The following is an 18083-nucleotide window of genomic DNA, read 5'->3' as shown; positions in this document are numbered from 1 at the left end:
ATTGTTTAATAATTCTTCTATCTTTATTCATGTTCTCATATATTAAAACAAGCAAGCTGCCCTTGTACTAATGACAATGACAGTCCATTACTCCTTTTATTAAAAGAGGATAGACATCAGTCTACCCGATACTGCAGTTTATAATCGTAAGCAAGTGTACGATTATATATCAAGAAAAAGCGTAGTCAGGAGGAGGAAATTTGGGGAAAATTTATGTCTTGGATACGAATGTATTATTACAAGATCCATTATCAATCTTCTCGTTTGAAGAGAACGAAGTAGTGATTCCAGCAGTTGTACTTGAAGAAGTTGATTCGAAAAAGAGAAATATGGATGAGATAGGGAGAAATGCAAGACATGTATCCAAACTAATTGACAAGCTAAGAGAAACAGGAAAACTATACGAAAAAGTCCCTTTGGAAAATGGTGGAACATTTCGGATTGAATTAAATCATCGCTCTTTTCATGAGTTGCAAGAAATCTTTATTGAGAAAACAAATGACAATCGAATCCTTGCCGTTGCAAAAAATCTTTCTCTAGAAGAAGAGGCAAAAGAAGATGGAAAGCCAGTTATTTTAGTTAGTAAGGATGTTCTTGTCCGAGTAAAGGCAGATAGCTTAGGCTTACAATCAGAAGATTTCTTAAGTGATCGTGTCGTCGAACTCGATCACATTTATACAGGGTATTTAGAAATTTATACCCAAAAAGAAGTGTTGAACCGATTCTATGAAAAGGGTGAAATTGCAACATCTGAACTTGCAAATCATCCTTTTTATCCATATCAATTCGTAATTATGAAAGATGCATTAAATGTCTCAGGCTCTGCCGTGGGAATGGTAGACTTAAGTAGTAAAAGGATTAAAAAACTCGTTTATACTCAAGAACCAATATGGGGGATTAAGCCGAGAAATGTTCAACAAATAATGGGACTAGAATTATTGCTTAGAGAAGATATCCCGTTAGTTACGTTAATCGGAAAAGCGGGTACCGGTAAGACGCTTCTAGCTTTAGCGGCTGGTCTAATGCAAACAGAAGATTTAGGATTGTATAAGAAGCTATTAGTGGCAAGGCCAATTGTTCCTGTTGGTAAAGACATAGGTTATTTACCTGGAGAAAAAGAAGAGAAATTAAGACCGTGGATGCAACCCATTTTTGATAATCTTGAATTCCTTTTTAATACAAAAAAACCAGGGGAACTGGATGCTATTTTAGCTGGAATGGGATCAATCGAAGTGGAAGCACTCACATATATAAGAGGAAGAAGTATTCCTGAGCAGTTTATTATCATAGATGAAGCTCAAAATTTAACGAAACACGAAGTGAAAACGATCTTAACGCGTGTAGGTGAGAGAAGTAAAATCGTACTAATGGGAGATCCGGAACAAATTGATCATCCGTATTTAGATGAATACAACAACGGTTTGACTTACGTGGTAGAAAGCTTTAAAGATCAAAAAGTAAGTGGACATGTTAGATTTGTTAAAGGTGAACGATCTGGTTTAGCACAGCTAGCAGCTGACATATTATAACAGCTCTTTTAGTAATTACATTTAAACCATTCGTAAAATGGATATTTATTACTTTGACTAGACTTGTTCGATAAATAACAATCTATACGGAAACAGCCGTATAAAATCAAAAACGAGCAGATATAGAGTCTGCTCGTTTTTGAATCTTATTTAAGATATGGAAATTCCTTGAATGTTAGTTATGGGATTTTCTCTATTTGAACCATTACCGTAATAAAAATGAACCGGTCCGTTTTCTTTTAATGGTTTACCATTGAATGAAAAACCGAAAAGTCCTTTTACTACATCCTCAATAGGTAAAGAATGCTCTTCTCCGTTAGAAAGTAAGAACGTAACAGATGTTGCCTCTTCAGCCGGTTCAGCATTTTGAATAAAATATTTTACTGGAATTGCAAACGTACCGTTCAGTATTTTTTCCTTTTCGAACTTTTTCACACTTTTATTAATGGGTGGATATATAGCGCCTTCTTTAATTTCGCGATCCCAGTGTTCAGAAACTGATTTTGTATAAGCTTCTAATTCATTCACAACTTCATGCTCTTGATCAAAATATGTCGTTAAATCTACTTTGCGATCATCGAATATCCAAACCCCTGGATCCAATGTTAAAGGATATTTTACTTTTCCTTTAACTAAAATAATATTTTCCATGTTTTATAACCACCTCAATCTATCATTAGACGAACTTTCAATATTGTAAATTCATTTTAAAAGTATAAACGTTAATTTGGGGTTTGTCACTCAATGGAGACTAAATCAGAAGTATTACATAGAATATAAAGATAGAGGAAAGAAGAAAGAAGAACTAAACTAACTCCTTGTTTACAAGTATTTTTTCTTGCATTTTGTTTCATATCACGATAAGATTTAGTAAATAAGACTGCAATCGCTCGTAGAACGGAGGGATTCTATTGACGCCTGAGATTGTGATAGATCATCGCGAAAAAGCATATCAGCTATTAAAAGCAGATGCTGACAAAATATTAAAGTTAATCAAAGTGCAAATGGATAATTTAACGATGCCACAATGTCCTTTATATGAAGAGGTCTTAGATACACAGATGTTCGGTTTATCTAGAGAAATCGATTTTGCTGTACGTCTAGGATTAATAGAGGATAATATTGGTAAGGAACTTATGGATACGTTAGAGAGAGAATTATCTGCATTGCATGATGCGTTTTTAAATAAATAAGCAGAGAAAACTCAAGGCTAAACAATTAGTTTTGAGTTTTCTTATTTTATTGAAGGATTTTTCAACTAAACATCTAATATTTATAGTAAAATAACTTTATTAGATTCTTTTGAGAAATCTAAACTATCATTATTAAGGAAGATTGAACATGCTGAAAAAGATGTTTCAGTTATATGATTATTCGATTGTAGTTACTGTACTTCTATTGGGATTATTCGGAGTAGTGATGGTGTATAGCTCGAGTATGGTTATTGCTGTATCTCATTACGAATATGATGCTAATTTCTTTTTTATCAAACAACGGATGTGGTTCATACTCTCATCGATGGTATTTTTCATTACGATGATTCTACCATATCGCATTTATTTCAAATTATTTAAAATAATAGCGATGGGAAGTATAGGTATGCTAATACTAGTTTATCTAGTAGGACATACCGCAAATAATGCTCAAAGTTGGATAGCTATTGGTGGATTTCGACTGCAACCTGGGGAATTTGTAAAAATAGGAGTGATCATTTATTTAGCAGCCATATTCTCCAAAAAGCAGAAGTATATTGATGATTTTGGTACTGCTGTCATACCGCCACTTGTTTTTACGATCATTATCTTTACGCTTGTATTCTTCCAACCTGATTTAGGAACGGCGGTATTAATCGCGATGATTGCGGTTATTATGACGTTATCTTCGGGGATGAATATGAAAAATGTAATGAAGTTGTTAGGTTTAGGAGCACTTGCTCTAGTCATTCTTATACCATCTGCGGGTAAATTACTCTCTGATGAACAACTATCAAGATTTGGTGCAGCTTATGATCCTTTTGCTGATCCTCAAGATTCAGGGATGCAATTAATTAACTCATATATTGCAATAGCAGAAGGTGGCATTACAGGACTAGGATTGGGAAATAGCGTTCAAAAAACTGGTTTCCTGCCTGAGTCACATACTGACTTCATTATGGCAATCATTTCTGAAGAACTAGGAATTTTTGGAGTAGGCTTTGTTATTCTTTGTTTAAGCTATATTGTTTTAAAAGGATTTATGCTTGCTAGAAAATGTGATGATTCTTTCGGAAGTTTACTTGCTATCGGAATATCAGCAATGATTGGTGTCCAAGCTTGTGTAAACTTAGGAGCACTTACTGGTCTCTTGCCAGTTACAGGTGTACCGCTACCATTTGTAAGTTATGGTGGATCCTCGATGCTCGCATTAATGGCATCAACAGGAATACTAGTGAATATATCTATGTTTAATAACTATCGAAAACAAAAGTTATCATTGGACGAGATAGCTGCATAAGTAAGCTCTGCTAAATACAGAGCTTTTTTTTAGGAATTATTTAAAATTCTTTATATTCTGAAATAACATTCTAATCGAAAATGCAGGAGGGAGTAATTATGTTAAAACAAATCCAAAAAGTATTAGTAGCCAATAGAGGTGAAATTGCAATTCGAATATTTAGAGCTTGTACGGAGCTAAATATCCGAACAGTTGCAATATATTCCAAAGAAGATGCAGGATCTTATCATCGTTACAAAGCAGATGAAGCATATTTAGTTGGTGAAGACAAAAAGCCAATAGATGCCTATCTAGATATAGAAGGAATTATTCAAATTGCAAAGAAAAATGATGTTGATGCCATTCATCCTGGGTATGGATTCCTTTCGGAAAATATTGAGTTTTCCAAAAGATGTGAAGAGGAAGGAATCGTGTTCATTGGACCTAAATCAGAACATCTAGACATGTTCGGAGACAAGGTGAAAGCAAAGCATCAAGCAAAGCTTGCGAATATCCCAATCATTCCAGGAAGTGATGGTCCAGTAAAAAGCATTGATGAGATTTATGATTTTGGTGATACATATGGATTTCCTGTCATGATCAAAGCTGCATTAGGTGGCGGAGGTCGTGGTATGCGTATAGTTCGAAATCGTTCAGGTGTAAAAGAGGCTTTTGAACGAGCAACTTCAGAAGCGAAGGCTGCATTTGGAAGTAGCGAAGTATATGTTGAAAAATTTGTTGAAAACCCTAAACATATTGAGGTTCAAATTTTAGGTGACCATACGGGCAATATTATCCACTTGTATGAGCGTGATTGCTCAGTACAACGTCGTCATCAAAAGGTTGTTGAAATTGCACCAAGTGTATCGCTGTCAGATGACCTGAGAATGGAAATTTGTGATGCTGCAGTACAATTAATGAAAAATGTAAATTACTTAAATGCTGGAACAGTAGAATTTCTAGTTAGTGGTGATGAATTTTTCTTTATTGAAGTGAATCCACGTGTACAAGTTGAACATACAATTACTGAGATGATTACGGGTGTGGATATTGTTCAAACACAAATTTTAATTGCAGAAGGACACCACCTTCACAGTAAGAAAGTGGGTATACCACTACAAGACGAGATTAAAACGAATGGTTATGCAATTCAATCAAGGGTTACAACTGAAGATCCTTTAAATAATTTTATGCCTGATACAGGAAAAATTATGGCATACCGTTCTGGTGGCGGATTTGGAGTACGACTTGATGCGGGTAACGGTTACCAAGGTGCTGTAATTACACCTCACTATGATTCTTTATTAGTGAAAGTATCTACATGGGCTCTGACTTTTGAACAATCAGTTGCGAAAATGACTCGTAACTTGAGAGAATTCCGTATACGTGGTATTAAAACGAATATTCCGTTCTTAGAAAATGTAATGAAGCATGAGAAGTTTGTTCAAGGTGTATATGATACATCGTTTATTGATACAACTCCTGAGTTATTTGTTTTTCCTAGAAGGCTAGACCGTGGTACAAAAATGCTTTCGTATATTGGCACAGTTACAATAAACGGTTTCCCTGGTGTTGAGAAAAGGAAAAAGCCAATCTATGCAAATCCAAGAATCCCAGAATTGATAAAAAGTGAATCACTTCAACCAGGAACAAAACAAATATTGGATCAAGAAGGTGCAGAGGGATTAACGAAATGGGTGCAAAATCAAAAGGAAGTATTATTTACAGATACGACGTTTAGAGATGCTCATCAATCACTTCTTGCTACGAGAATTCGAACAAAAGATTTAGAGAATATTGCTGAACCAACTGCAAGACTCATGCCAAATTTATTCTCACTTGAGATGTGGGGAGGAGCAACGTTCGATGTTGCGTATCGCTTCCTAAAAGAAGATCCATGGGATCGCTTGCTTTCGTTAAGAGAAAAAATTCCAAATACACTATTCCAAATGCTACTACGTGCTTCGAATGCAGTAGGTTATAAAAACTATCCAGACAATCTTATATATGAGTTTGTAGACAAGTCTGCGAATGCCGGTATTGATGTATTCCGTATTTTCGATAGTCTAAACTGGGTGGAAGGTATGAAACCTGCGATTGACGCAGTTCGTCAAACTGGAAAACTTGCAGAAGCGTCCATTTGTTATACAGGAGATATTGGTGACATAAGTAGAACGAAATACAATTTAGAATATTACGTTAAAATGGCGAAAGAGTTAGAACAAGCAGGAGCTCATCTACTTGCGATTAAAGATATGGCGGGATTGCTGAAACCACAGGCAGCCTATACGCTTGTTTCGGCACTGAAGGATGCAGTATCAATCCCTGTCCACCTTCATACGCATGATACTAGTGGAAATGGTATTTATACGTATGCAAAAGCAATTGAAGCAGGAGTAGATATTGTCGATGTTGCAGTGAGTTCTATGTCAGGGCTAACATCTCAACCAAGCGCAAATGCATTATACTATGCACTAGAAGGTACAGACCGTCAGCCGACCATGAATGTTCAATCATTAGAAAAGCTATCTCATTATTGGGAAGATGTAAGGAAGTATTATGTTGATTTTGAAAGTGGTTTACATTCACCAAGTACGGAAGTTTACGAACATGAAATGCCAGGTGGACAATATAGTAATTTAGAACAACAAGCGAAGGCTGTTGGATTAGATGATCGTTGGGATGAAGTAAAAGAGATGTATAGTCGAGTTAATCTACTATTCGGAGATATAGTAAAAGTTACTCCGTCATCAAAGGTAGTAGGAGACATGGCGCTTTACATGGTGCAAAATGACCTTACTGAGGATGATATATATGAAAAAGGTGAAACGTTAAACTTCCCAGATTCTGTTGTTGAGTTATTTGAAGGATATCTAGGACAACCGCACGGAGGTTTCCCTAAAGAACTACAACGAATTATTCTAAAAGGAAAAGAACCTCTAACAGTTCGTCCAGGAGAATTATTAGAGCCAGTTAATTTCCAAGAATTAAAAGAAACGTTATTTCACACGTTAAATAGACAAACAACAAGTTTCGAAATGATTTCATATGCGTTATATCCAAAAGTATTCTTAGACTATCATAAGATTGTTGAGGAATTTGGAGATGTTTCAGTATTAGACACTCCGACGTTCTTCTTCGGGATGAGATTAGGAGAAGAAATAGAAGTAGTCATTGAACAAGGTAAGACGTTAATTGTAAAACTAGTTTCGATTGGTCAGCCTCAAGCTGATGGCACACGAGTGGTGTACTTTGAACTAAATGGACAGCCGCGTGAAATTATCGTAAAGGATGAAAGTGTTAAATCGACTGTAGCGGTAAAAGTAAAAGCTGACAGACAAAACCCTAATCATGTAGCTGCCACAATGCCAGGAACAGTCGTAAAGGTTCTAGTGAAAAAAGGTGAGAAGGTTGAAAAAGGTGACCACCTTATGATCACAGAGGCTATGAAAATGGAAACAACTGTCCAAGCGACATTCTCAGGAACCGTAAAGGACATTTATGTTACGGATGGTGAAGCGGTGCAGACAGGTGATTTATTATTAGAACTTGATAAATAAGAAAGGGTCTTTCGCTAATAAAATGTTGGCATCTTAATGGCTAACATCGAAAGATCTAAGGGAATATTCTCGAAAAACATCAATTCATGCGAAAAAAAACATAAGAAAAAGCGAGGGAATTATCCTCGCTTTTTTAAATATTCGTTGTCTTCGTGATAGTATTATTAATTCTTTGCTGGTGGCGACTTCGAGTTAATAATAAGATGAGGTAACTTAATACCCCGAATAAACATGAAATGAAAAATGCATGTAATAAGGCTACCCCGATAAATTGTAACTTTGTTAAAACAATTGTTGCACCACTCATAACTTGTAAGCTAACTAAAATAGCAGACACAATAAAGCTGTTTTTGATAGTCTTTTGTTCACGATAATAGCGAACAGCTAAATATGTTGCATACATAATCCAAATAAAAATCAAACCTGCTGCAAAACGGTGGCCCATTTGAATCCACTCATGTGATTGTGTAGGCAGTAAACCGCTTTTTGAACATAATGGCCATTCAGGGCATGCAAGACTTGCATTTTTATGCCTAACTAATGCACCTGTGTAAACAACAATGTAACTATAAATAATAATCCCAACCATATGAAATTGCATTCTACGATCTATAATTACAGGCTGTGCTTTTGCTTTTGAACGATCCTCAAATACTAAAAGTGTTAATAGAAAAACAGCTGCAAAAGAGATAAGAGAAATTCCAAAGTGCAAGGCTAGTACAGCAGAGGATTGCTCCCATAGTACGGCTGCAGCACCAATGAGGGCTTGTAACACTAAAAATGAAAATGCAAGGATAGAGAGAAATTTAGTTTCCCGAATATGACCTAACTTTTTCCATGTCCAAATAGACAGTATTAAAACTAAAATACCAACTGTACCGGTAACAAGTCGATGAGTAAGTTCAATAACTAACTCAAACGTAATATCACTTGGAACAAACTCGCCGTGACATAGCGGCCAACTTGCCCCACAGCCTTCACCTGATTCTGTCTTCGTTACAACTGCCCCGCTTATTAAGACGAGCAGCATACCAATCGTAGTAATTATAGCGAACGTTTTTAAGGCTCGATTCAAATTGTTCACCTTCATTCCTATTTTCAATAATATTAATAGATTTTTATGACATTAAATTAAAAAAGCATACAATAGTAATTCTATAAAAAAGCTGTCGAAATATCAAAGGAAATAAAGTGACAATTGTGTGTTAAATAGGTAAGATATAGATTATGATAAAAGTTTGAAATAGAAATAACTAGTTAGGGCAACAATTATACTAAAAAAGGTTGAATATTATTGATTAGTTTGCTAGAAATATAAAGGGGAGAAATCGTATATAGGAATAATAAAAACAAAATCTCTCACAATTATAGAATGTTTCTATGTAAATTTGTTATGTATTTACAACTTTTGAGTACATAATGGGCCAATGTTCATTCACAAAAAAGACAAAAATCGTCCATAACTCCTTCACAAATTTTCACTGATTTGTGGTTTAATATACAAGGGGTGTACTTTAATATTCTTCAAATTTATATTATATTGAAGGTATCTTCTTTTTTTTGGACTGCCTCATCATGTATTGCTTGTTCTTACTCAAAGGAGGATTATGTAATGGCAAATTCGAGGACAATTGATGAAGCGCCAAGCACGGAGCATGAGAGTCCTCAGAGTGAGGCCTATAACACTACTGTATGGCAAGACTTTATGGCCTTAATAAAAATAGGTATTATCAGGTCAAACCTAATTACAGCATTTACAGGTCTTTGGCTAGCCTTTCACTATACTGGACAAAGCTTTCTAGCCAACTGGCATATTGCTCTACTCACACTTCTTGGAACTTCATTAGTGATTGCCGGGTCTTGTAGTTTAAACAATTATATTGACCGCGATATTGACCATCTAATGGATCGGACGAAAAAACGACCAACTGTAACAGGGAGGTTTTCTCCGAATAGAGTCCTTTGGATGGGGATTATTTTTACAACGATTGGTACAGTTATGCTAGCAGCGACTAGTATCATGGCAGCTGTAATTGGATTAGTTGGCGCATTCACATATGTGGTCTTATATTCAATGTGGTCAAAACGACGATATACAATTAATACCGTAATCGGTAGTATATCAGGTGCAGTACCACCTTTAATAGGCTGGGCAGCTGTTGATCCCGATTTGCATATAGTAGCTTGGGCAATTTTTCTAATTATGTTTATATGGCAGCCTCCACACTTCTTAGCACTTGCGATGAGAAGAGTAGAGGAGTATAGAGCTGCTGGAATACCAATGTTGCCAGTTGTTCATGGATTTGCAATGACAAAGCGTCAAATCATAATCTGGATTGTCTGCTTACTGCCACTACCATTTTATTTATTCTCGCTAGGTACTATATTCGTAGTAATAGCAACGTTATTAAACATTGGATGGTTATGGTTGGGATTAAAAGGCTACAAATCAAAGGATGATATTAAGTGGGCAACTACGATGTTTGTATACTCTCTTAACTATTTGACTATTCTGTTTGTAGCAATGATCGTAGCAACCTTTTTCTAACTATCTAGTTATGAATACCTGTATTACGGGTATATGAAAATTGGGATTCCTTTATTGTTTATATATTTTAAACTTAGGATGTGTTTCCAACATCCAAGCAAGGACCATTGATTATTACTTAAGGAAAGTGGGGTTAACTACGTTATGAAACAAGGGCACTTGAAGTGGCGCTTATTTTCGTTATTTACAATGATGGCGCTTTTTTTAGCGGGCTGTGGTGAGTCATATATAACGACACTAGAGCCTAAAGGTGAAGGAGCCGAAATGCAATTCTCACTCATGATGATTAGTACAATCATTATGGTTGTTGTTGTATTAGTAGTAACATTAATTTTTATTTACGTTATGTTCCGTTTCCGCGAACGTAAAGGGGATGAAAATAAAATCCCAGAACAAGTTGAAGGAAACCATAAGCTTGAAATTATTTGGACTGTTATTCCGATTCTATTATTAATCATATTAGCAGTACCAACAGTATCGTATACGTTTAAGTTAGCTGACGTAACACCTATGAAAGAGGAAACTCGTGATAAGGACGCTCTTGTCGTAAACGTTACTGCGTACCTATACTGGTGGGAATTTGAATACCCTGATCACAAAGTGGTAACATCTCAAGATTTAATTATTCCAACAGGTGAAAGAGTTTACTTTAACCTTAAGGGAGCAGATGTTAAACACGCATTCTGGGTACCAACAATCGGTGGTAAGATGGACACAAACACAGATAACACAAACCAAATGTGGTTACATGCATACGAAGAAGGAATCTACTATGGAAAATGTACTGAGTTATGTGGGCCATCACATGGTTTAATGGACTTTAAAGTAAGAGCAGTATCTAAGGAAGACTTCAATAACTGGATTGATAAAATGGCAAACGTACAACCAAAAGTAGATACAGAGCTGGCTCAAGCTGGTGAACAATTATTCCAAGAGAAGAGTTGTATTGGTTGTCACGCTGTTGGTAATGAAGGAAGCCGTTTAGCTCCGAATTTATCTAACTTCGCTGATCGCACTCGTATTGCTGGTATATTAGATTACAATGAAGGAAACTTAAAAGACTGGTTAAGAGATCCTGAAGAAATCAAACCAGGTAACAAAATGACAAATACCTATGACAAACTTGAAGAAGATGAAATTGATGCATTAACTGAGTATTTATTTAGTTTATCTGTAGAGAAGAAGTAAGCATCATTTGAAAGGGAGGTAAAATCGTGAGTACGTTAACAAAGAATACGATTGGCGCAACGATTTGGGACTACTTAACAACAGTAGATCATAAAAAAATCGCCATTCTTTATTTCATCGCTGGTGGATTCTTCTTCCTTGTTGGTGGATTAGAAGCATTATTTATCCGTATCCAGCTAGCTGTTCCTGATAACGACTTTGTGAGTGCAGGAATGTATAACGAAATTTTAACAATGCATGGTACGACCATGATTTTCTTTGCTGCGATGCCGATCATTTTTGGTTTCATGAACGCAGTAATTCCATTACAAATCGGTGCACGTGACGTTGCATTCCCATTTTTAAACTCACTAGGTTTCTGGTTATTCTTCTTCGGTGGAGTATTCATGAACTTAAGCTGGTTTTTGGGAGGCGCACCTGATGCAGGTTGGACTTCTTATGCGTCACTTGCAATGGAAAGTGCTGGGCACGGTGTTGATTTTTATGTATTAGGTTTACAGATTTCAGGAGCAGGTACCTTAATGGGGGGAATTAACTTCCTAGTTACCATTATTAACATGCGTGCACCTGGTATGACTTATATGCGTATGCCATTATTCACTTGGTCATCTTTTGTAACATCTGCACTAATTCTATTTGCATTCCCTGCATTAACAGTTGGATTATTCTTAATGATGTTTGATCGTTTATTCGGTTCTAACTTCTTTAACGAAGCCGCTGGTGGAAATACAATTATCTGGGAGCACTTATTCTGGATTTTTGGACATCCTGAAGTATATATCTTAATTTTACCGGCATTCGGTATTTTCTCTGAGATTTTTGCAACATTCTCTAAAAAACGTCTATTCGGTTATTCCGCAATGGTATTCGCTACTGTACTAATTGGATTCTTAGGATTCATGGTATGGGCTCACCACATGTTTACAACTGGTTTAGGGCCAATTGCGAATGCAATCTTTGCTGTTGCAACAATGGCAATTGCTGTACCAACAGGGGTAAAAATCTTTAACTGGCTATTTACAATGTGGGGCGGACATATTCGTTTCACAGTACCAATGATTTGGGCAGTTGCATTCATTCCTACTTTCGTAATGGGTGGAGTAACTGGAGTTATGCTTGCAGCAGCTGCAGCAGACTACCAATATCATGATTCATATTTCGTTGTAGCTCACTTCCATTACGTAATCGTTGGTGGGGTAGTATTCGCAGTATTCGCTGGTATCACGTACTGGTGGCCAAAAGTATTTGGTAAACTTCTTAACGAAACACTTGGGAAAATTACGTTCTGGTTATTCTTCATTGGATTCCATTTAACGTTCTTTATCCAACATTTCTTAGGATTAATGGGTATGCCACGTCGTGTATTCACATATTTACCAAACCATGGCTGGGACTTAGGAAACTTAATCAGTTCTATTGGTGCAATTGGTATGGCGCTTGGTACGCTTGTATTCCTTTACAACGTAATCATCACTTCAGTAAAAGGTAAGCGTGTTGGAAACGATCCTTGGGGTACTGGTCGTACTTTAGAATGGGCAATTTCTTCACCTGCACCTGAATATAACTTTAAGCAATTACCACTTGTTCGTGGTTTAGATGCTTTATGGGTCGAGAAGATGGAAGGCAGAAATGAAATGACGCCTGCAGAACCATTAGGAGATATTCATATGCCAAATCCTTCTATCTTACCATTTATCTTGTCGCTTGGATTATTTATCGCAGCATTCGGATTCATGTATGCGAACATTCAGGGTGATACTACAAACATTCCATCATTAATTGTAGGTATTGTTGGTATGTTAATTGTATTAGGAACGATGTTCTTCCGTTCTGTACTTGATGATCATGGATTCCACATTCATAAAGAAGAATTAGAAAACGATGATGATAAGGGGGTTAAGGGATAATGGGAGCGCATGTTGAAGAAAAATTAACAGCAGAAACATACCCTGCAGAACCTGAAAAAGCAACCCTCGAAGGAAAAAATAAGTTTTTAGCATTTTGGTTCTTTCTAGGTGGAGAAACAGTACTATTCGGTTCTCTATTTGCAACATATTTAGCACTTAAAAACTCCACTAACGGTGGAGCTACGTCTCAAGAATTATTTGGACTAGAGATTGCCTTTTTAGCAACGATGCTGCTTTTAACAAGTTCTCTAACAAGTGTTTACGCTATGTATCACATGAAGAATTTCGAATTTGCTAAAATGCAACTATGGTTATTCATTACAGTTCTTCTTGGAGCATCATTCTTAGCACTTGAAATTTATGAATTTAATCATTATGTTCATAAGTTTGAATTTACGTTTACAAGTAGTGCTTTCGGATCAGCATTTTATACGCTAGTAGGATTCCACGGAGCCCACGTAGCATTCGGTTTACTATGGATCATCACATTAATGGTACGTAACGCGAAGCGTGGATTAAGCCTGTACAATGCACCTAAATTTTACATCGCTAGCCTTTACTGGCATTTCATTGACGTTGTTTGGGTGTTCATCTTTACAGTTGTATATTTAATGGGAATGGTGGGATAATCAGATGGCTACAAAACAAACTGGTAACCCAAAAGTTGATATTGCATATCGTCGTAAGAAAAATAAACAGGACATGAAATATCAAGTTGTTTCTTTTGCCCTAATGATTGCACTAACACTAGTTGCATTCCTAGCAGTAGGGTATAAAGATTTCACAGGCTGGTTTTCGGTTCCATTTATTTTATTACTTGCTGTTGTTCAAGTTATTTTCCAACTATACTATTTCATGCACATGAGTCATAAAGGGCATGAAGCGCCAGCGTTATTCCTATATTCTGGAATTTTAGTTGCTGGTATAACAGTACTGGCTTTTACAACAATTATTTGGTGGTAATAAATCAAGGTGAGAGTGAGCAAATTTGCTCACTCTTTTTCTATATTTGGAAATGTTCGTTCACATAACGTTCATTGCTAGTAGATTTTGAAAAATGTATAATAGGTAATGTGTGAAAGCTTGTACTACTAGTTATTATGCCTTTTTAGGAGGTGCCCGAATGGACATCAGTATATTTGGATTTAGAGCTCTATGGAGTCCGATCTATTTAGTAATCATAATAGGAATAATTGGATTTTATTTCTTCTTAATTCGTAAGGATAAATACAAGGTAACGCGTCAGCAAGCCTTCTTTTTTGTCTCAAGTATGGTTTTACTTTATTTAATGAAAGGTGGCCCCTTTGACTTACTTGGACATTTAATGTTTAGTGCCCATATGACAGCAATGGCCGTTGTTTATCTAGCAGTACCACCACTGTTAATTTTGGGATTACCAACATCTTTAATTAGAGAAGTGATTAATGGAAAATGGATTAAACCTATTTTCGATTTCTTAACAAAACCACTGGTTGCACTCATTTTATTTAATGGTATTTTCTCTATTTATCACATTCCACTCGTATTCGATGTAGTAAAGACGGATGAGTTACTTCATTCTATTACTACGACGGTGTTATTCTTCGGTGCACTATTTATGTGGTGGCCAGTTGTGAACCCGTTACCTGAAGCTCAGAGTTTATCACCAATTAAGAAAATTGGTTACATCTTTGCAGATGGTGTACTCTTAACTCCTGCCTGCGCGCTTATTATCTTCGCAGGTGAGCCAATGTATACAACGTATACAGATTCGACGATGTGGTTAACTGCTTTAGAGCTTTGTGTACCAGCAGATATGATCGCTTCATTGAATATTAGCACGCCTGAGTTATTTAATTGGTTTCCTCTAATTGAAGATCAACAACTCGGTGGTGTCATCATGAAAGTTGTTCAAGAAATTGTGTACGGTTCAATTTTAGGCTATATCTTCTTCCAATGGGCGAAGAAAGAGCGTGAAAAGGATGAACTGGAAGTGAAGTCAGAGCCACACATTAACTAATGTTTAATGTAAAAACGTCTAGCCAGAGAAAGACTTGCAGTAGCATGTCTTTCTCTTATTACATACTTCTATAGTCTGAAAGGATGCGACCTATGAATTTACCGATTTTACCTACAATAAGTACAACGTTTATTGTTCTTAGCGCCATTACAGTTGCAATTGGATGGTATTTAATTGCACAAAGAAAAGGTGATGCTCATAAAAAAGCAATGATTACAGCTGCGATATTTGCAATCATATTCTTTATCATTTATGCATCTCGTACAATTTTTGTTGGAAACACTAGCTTTGGTGGACCCGATGATATAAAAATCTTCTACACGATATTTTTGATTTTTCACATCACTCTTGCTACGGTTGGAGCTATTTTAGGTATTACAACATTAATATTAGGATTTAAAAATAAGCTTGAGAAACACAGAAAAATGGGTCCTATTACAAGCATAGTTTGGTTTTTTACCGCAATTACGGGTGTAGCAGTGTATTTACTGTTATATGTATTTTATTCCGGTGGAGAAACAACATCCGTTATTAAAGCCATCCTTGGTTTTTAAGTTATTCCCCCTTAAGAAATGTGTCAGAAAAGTCATATGAAAAGTTGGTCATAGAATAGGATATTCTATGACCATTTTTATTTCACTCTTATGTTTTCATTAGAAGAGAAGAAATCACTCTCTACAAAGTCCATATACAGTGAAGGGAGAGAGTATTCATGGAGATTATTACTGAACGTTTGCTACTTGTTCCATGTTCGTTAGATCTTATAAAGTCATTAGCGATATACCGCAAAGAACTCGAAAAGAGATCACCGATAAAGATCCCCTCTGACTGGCCATCTACAGATCTTATTGGGATGTTGCCTTATTATATTGAAAAACTGGAATGTGATAAAGAGGAGTTTGGCTGGGGTATATGGATGATTATTCTGTATGAAGAGAAAAGAATTATCGGTGATATTATGATGCGAGGAAAGCCTGTAGAAGGAGTCGTGGAGTTTACTCATCATTTAATACAGGAAATACAGGACGAAAGTATTGCATTTGAGGCAATAGAAGCAATGATTGATTGGTTTATTGAAGCACAAAGTATCAAATCAATACTTACTGAATGCAATAGTAACGATGAACAATCAATTCGGCTATTAGAAAGACTTGGTATGAAATGTACATTAAAGGATGGGGCATTTCTATATTGGGAGCTTCATCATGCTGCTTAAACGAATAAGACGACAAGTTTTGCACTTGTCGTCTTATTTTATAGCTTAATATTTACTTTTATAATTCCAGCTTCTCGTGCAGTATTAAAGGCTATTAATAACATTGGGCCAATAAAGAATCCTAAGATGCCAAATATCTTCAATCCTAAGTACATTGAAATTAACGTAGGTAAAGGAGAAAGACCAATTTGGCTACCCATTACTTTCGGTTCAATCGTTCTTCTTATTGTTAATAAGACAATTGCGAGAATGGCAAGGTGAGTTCCTGTAGCTACATCACCTGTTATAAAATGAAATAGTGACCATGGACCCATAATAATAATGGAGCCTATTATTGGAATTACATCAATAATCCATATGATGATTGCCATAACAATTGCAACTTCTGGAGAAACAATTAAAAGTAAACCAAGGAAGGCAGCCATAAATATTAGAACACTGACTAAAAATTGTGCCTTTAAAAATCCAAAGACAACAAACGATAATCTAGATGCCATAAATTGAGCTTTCTCAGCAGTTTTTTCAGTCATATGCGAGAATGCCTGTTTCTTCAGGGCTGGAAGTTCAATCATAAATAAAAATAGTGCAATTAAATATACAAGTAAATTGATTAAGTAATTCGGTATATCTGTTACGATATTTTTTAAATTTTCAATATTCAATGAATTTGTTAAGCTTTTTCTAGCACTTTCAAGGAAATCACGAACTTGTTGACTAATCTCATGTACAAACTCTTTTGGAAGGTCTTTAGCCATGTCTTCTAAACGATTTTCAAAGTTATACCATGCTCGTGTAACGTCATTAATATAATTCGGTGCATTTTGAGCGATTTGAATCACTTCTCCAACAACCTTTGTCGTTAGAAAGTATCCACTTATCCCAACAAATAAGATAAAAATGATAAAGACGATTATAACGGAAACATTTCTAGATACTTTAAATCTTCTTTGAGCAAATATTACAATCGGTTCCAATAAAAGAGCCGTAAGGATAGCCATTATCAACGGTACAGATATAGGCATGATAAAAAAAATAAGAAACAGAAAAACCGCTATAACAATAGAAATAATTAAATAACGCTTTGAGAGTAAAAAAGACAATTTGTTTCTCCTTCCAAGTTGGACGTGAATTTTTCCTTTCTCTATAACTAAATTATAGTATGAAAACTAAAAATTTTACAGTAAAACGCTAAACAGGAGTAAAAAGTAGTGCCCAAATTTTCATTTCTTCATACACTATGGTGAGTAAATGATGATGAGGGGGAAATCAAATGTTTAACAAAGTATTACCCTATGGAAGTGTTCACATTGCGGACCAAATTGTATCGTTAATTGCTTCTTTAGCAATTGTTGATATTGAAGGTGTTGCAGGTACAGTTACAGATATAAAAGATGAGATGATCCGGGTCATAAATAAAAAAGGTAAGCAAAAGGGGATTTCAATTGAAAAAGGTGAGGCGGAAGAAATTTCAATTGAGATGAGAGTGGCTTTATACTATGGATATGATATAGTAGAAACCTGTAAAGCAATCCAACGTTCTGTAAAATCAGAAATTGAAGCAATGACAGGAATTGAAGTAGAATCAGTTCATGTTAAGGTAGAACAAATTAAAGTTAAGCCTCAAGAAATTTTATAAAAAAAAACGCATGATATTCATGCGTTTT

At 35.8% G+C, this 18083-nt stretch carries 16 protein-coding genes; 13 read left to right on the top strand and 3 right to left on the bottom strand.

The window, feature by feature from the left end; genetic code table 11:
• Nucleotides 1-200 precede the first annotated feature (200 nt).
• Nucleotides 201-1529, top strand: a complete 1329-nt coding sequence (locus JR050_RS13090; RefSeq protein WP_204203927.1) for a PhoH family protein — start codon at nt 201-203, stop codon at nt 1527-1529.
• A 150-nt stretch (nt 1530-1679) separates the two neighbouring features.
• Here JR050_RS13090 and JR050_RS13085 read toward each other — a convergent pair whose 3' ends face one another.
• Nucleotides 1680-2180 carry a molybdopterin-binding protein gene (locus JR050_RS13085; protein WP_204203926.1) on the bottom strand — a complete coding sequence of 167 codons (501 nt, stop codon included), beginning with the start codon at nt 2178-2180 and terminating at the stop codon, nt 1680-1682.
• A gap of 260 nt (nt 2181-2440) precedes the next feature.
• Here JR050_RS13085 and JR050_RS13080 point away from each other — a divergent pair, with 260 nt between their 5' ends.
• The 3 genes from JR050_RS13080 to pyc all read left to right on the top strand — a co-directional run bounded on the left by JR050_RS13080 (nt 2441) and on the right by pyc (nt 7561).
• Nucleotides 2441-2722 (top strand): Fpa/YlaN family protein, encoded by a 282-nt coding sequence (locus tag JR050_RS13080; RefSeq protein ID WP_204203925.1) that lies wholly within the window; start codon nt 2441-2443, stop codon nt 2720-2722.
• Nucleotides 2723-2870: 148 nt separating this feature from the next.
• Nucleotides 2871-4022: an FtsW/RodA/SpoVE family cell cycle protein gene (locus JR050_RS13075; RefSeq protein WP_204203924.1), complete on the top strand. Its 1152-nt coding sequence runs from the start codon at nt 2871-2873 to the stop codon at nt 4020-4022.
• A 98-nt stretch (nt 4023-4120) separates the two neighbouring features.
• Nucleotides 4121-7561: a pyruvate carboxylase gene (gene pyc, locus JR050_RS13070; protein WP_430392881.1), complete on the top strand. Its 3441-nt coding sequence runs from the start codon at nt 4121-4123 to the stop codon at nt 7559-7561.
• Between the two features lie 133 nt (nt 7562-7694).
• Here pyc and JR050_RS13065 read toward each other — a convergent pair whose 3' ends face one another.
• On the bottom strand, nt 7695-8636 hold the full coding sequence (locus JR050_RS13065) for a COX15/CtaA family protein (protein WP_204203923.1): 942 nt from the start codon (nt 8634-8636) through the stop codon (nt 7695-7697).
• A 537-nt stretch (nt 8637-9173) separates the two neighbouring features.
• Between JR050_RS13065 and cyoE the strand changes: the two genes are divergently transcribed.
• The 8 genes from cyoE to JR050_RS13025 all read left to right on the top strand — a co-directional run bounded on the left by cyoE (nt 9174) and on the right by JR050_RS13025 (nt 16419).
• Nucleotides 9174-10109, top strand: a complete 936-nt coding sequence (gene cyoE / locus JR050_RS13060; RefSeq protein ID WP_204203922.1) for a heme o synthase — start codon at nt 9174-9176, stop codon at nt 10107-10109.
• 144 nt (nt 10110-10253) lie between these two features.
• Nucleotides 10254-11297 (top strand): cytochrome c oxidase subunit II, encoded by a 1044-nt coding sequence (coxB, locus tag JR050_RS13055; RefSeq protein ID WP_204203921.1) that lies wholly within the window; start codon nt 10254-10256, stop codon nt 11295-11297.
• Between the two features lie 26 nt (nt 11298-11323).
• Nucleotides 11324-13204: a cytochrome c oxidase subunit I gene (gene ctaD, locus JR050_RS13050; protein WP_204203920.1), complete on the top strand. Its 1881-nt coding sequence runs from the start codon at nt 11324-11326 to the stop codon at nt 13202-13204.
• Nucleotides 13204-13833, top strand: coding sequence for a cytochrome (ubi)quinol oxidase subunit III (locus JR050_RS13045; RefSeq protein ID WP_204203919.1), 630 nt, complete (start codon nt 13204-13206; stop codon nt 13831-13833). Before ctaD ends, JR050_RS13045 begins: the two co-directional genes overlap by 1 nt.
• Nucleotides 13834-13837: 4 nt before the next feature.
• Complete coding sequence (gene ctaF / locus JR050_RS13040; protein ID WP_204203918.1) at nt 13838-14167, top strand: cytochrome c oxidase subunit IVB; 330 nt, start codon at nt 13838-13840, stop codon at nt 14165-14167.
• Between the two features lie 160 nt (nt 14168-14327).
• On the top strand, nt 14328-15203 hold the full coding sequence (ctaG, locus tag JR050_RS13035) for a cytochrome c oxidase assembly factor CtaG (RefSeq protein WP_204203917.1): 876 nt from the start codon (nt 14328-14330) through the stop codon (nt 15201-15203).
• A 92-nt stretch (nt 15204-15295) separates the two neighbouring features.
• Nucleotides 15296-15757 carry a DUF420 domain-containing protein gene (locus tag JR050_RS13030; RefSeq protein WP_204203916.1) on the top strand — a complete coding sequence of 154 codons (462 nt, stop codon included), beginning with the start codon at nt 15296-15298 and terminating at the stop codon, nt 15755-15757.
• A gap of 158 nt (nt 15758-15915) precedes the next feature.
• Nucleotides 15916-16419: a GNAT family N-acetyltransferase gene (locus tag JR050_RS13025; protein WP_204203915.1), complete on the top strand. Its 504-nt coding sequence runs from the start codon at nt 15916-15918 to the stop codon at nt 16417-16419.
• Nucleotides 16420-16457: 38 nt separating this feature from the next.
• On the opposite strand, the gene ytvI is transcribed toward JR050_RS13025, so the two are convergent.
• A complete protein-coding gene (gene ytvI / locus JR050_RS13020) occupies nt 16458-17519 on the bottom strand; it encodes a sporulation integral membrane protein YtvI (protein ID WP_204203914.1) in 1062 nt (353 codons plus the stop codon).
• A gap of 170 nt (nt 17520-17689) precedes the next feature.
• Between ytvI and JR050_RS13015 the strand changes: the two genes are divergently transcribed.
• Entirely contained in the window at nt 17690-18055 is a 366-nt protein-coding gene (locus JR050_RS13015) for an Asp23/Gls24 family envelope stress response protein (protein WP_204203913.1), read from the top strand.
• Nucleotides 18056-18083 lie beyond the last annotated feature (28 nt).

It is taken from the genome of Bacillus suaedaesalsae (assembly GCF_016890225.1).
Taxonomy (GTDB): domain Bacteria; phylum Bacillota; class Bacilli; order Bacillales; family SA4; genus Bacillus_BS; species Bacillus_BS suaedaesalsae.
This window is presented reverse-complemented; position numbering and strand designations above follow the sequence as displayed.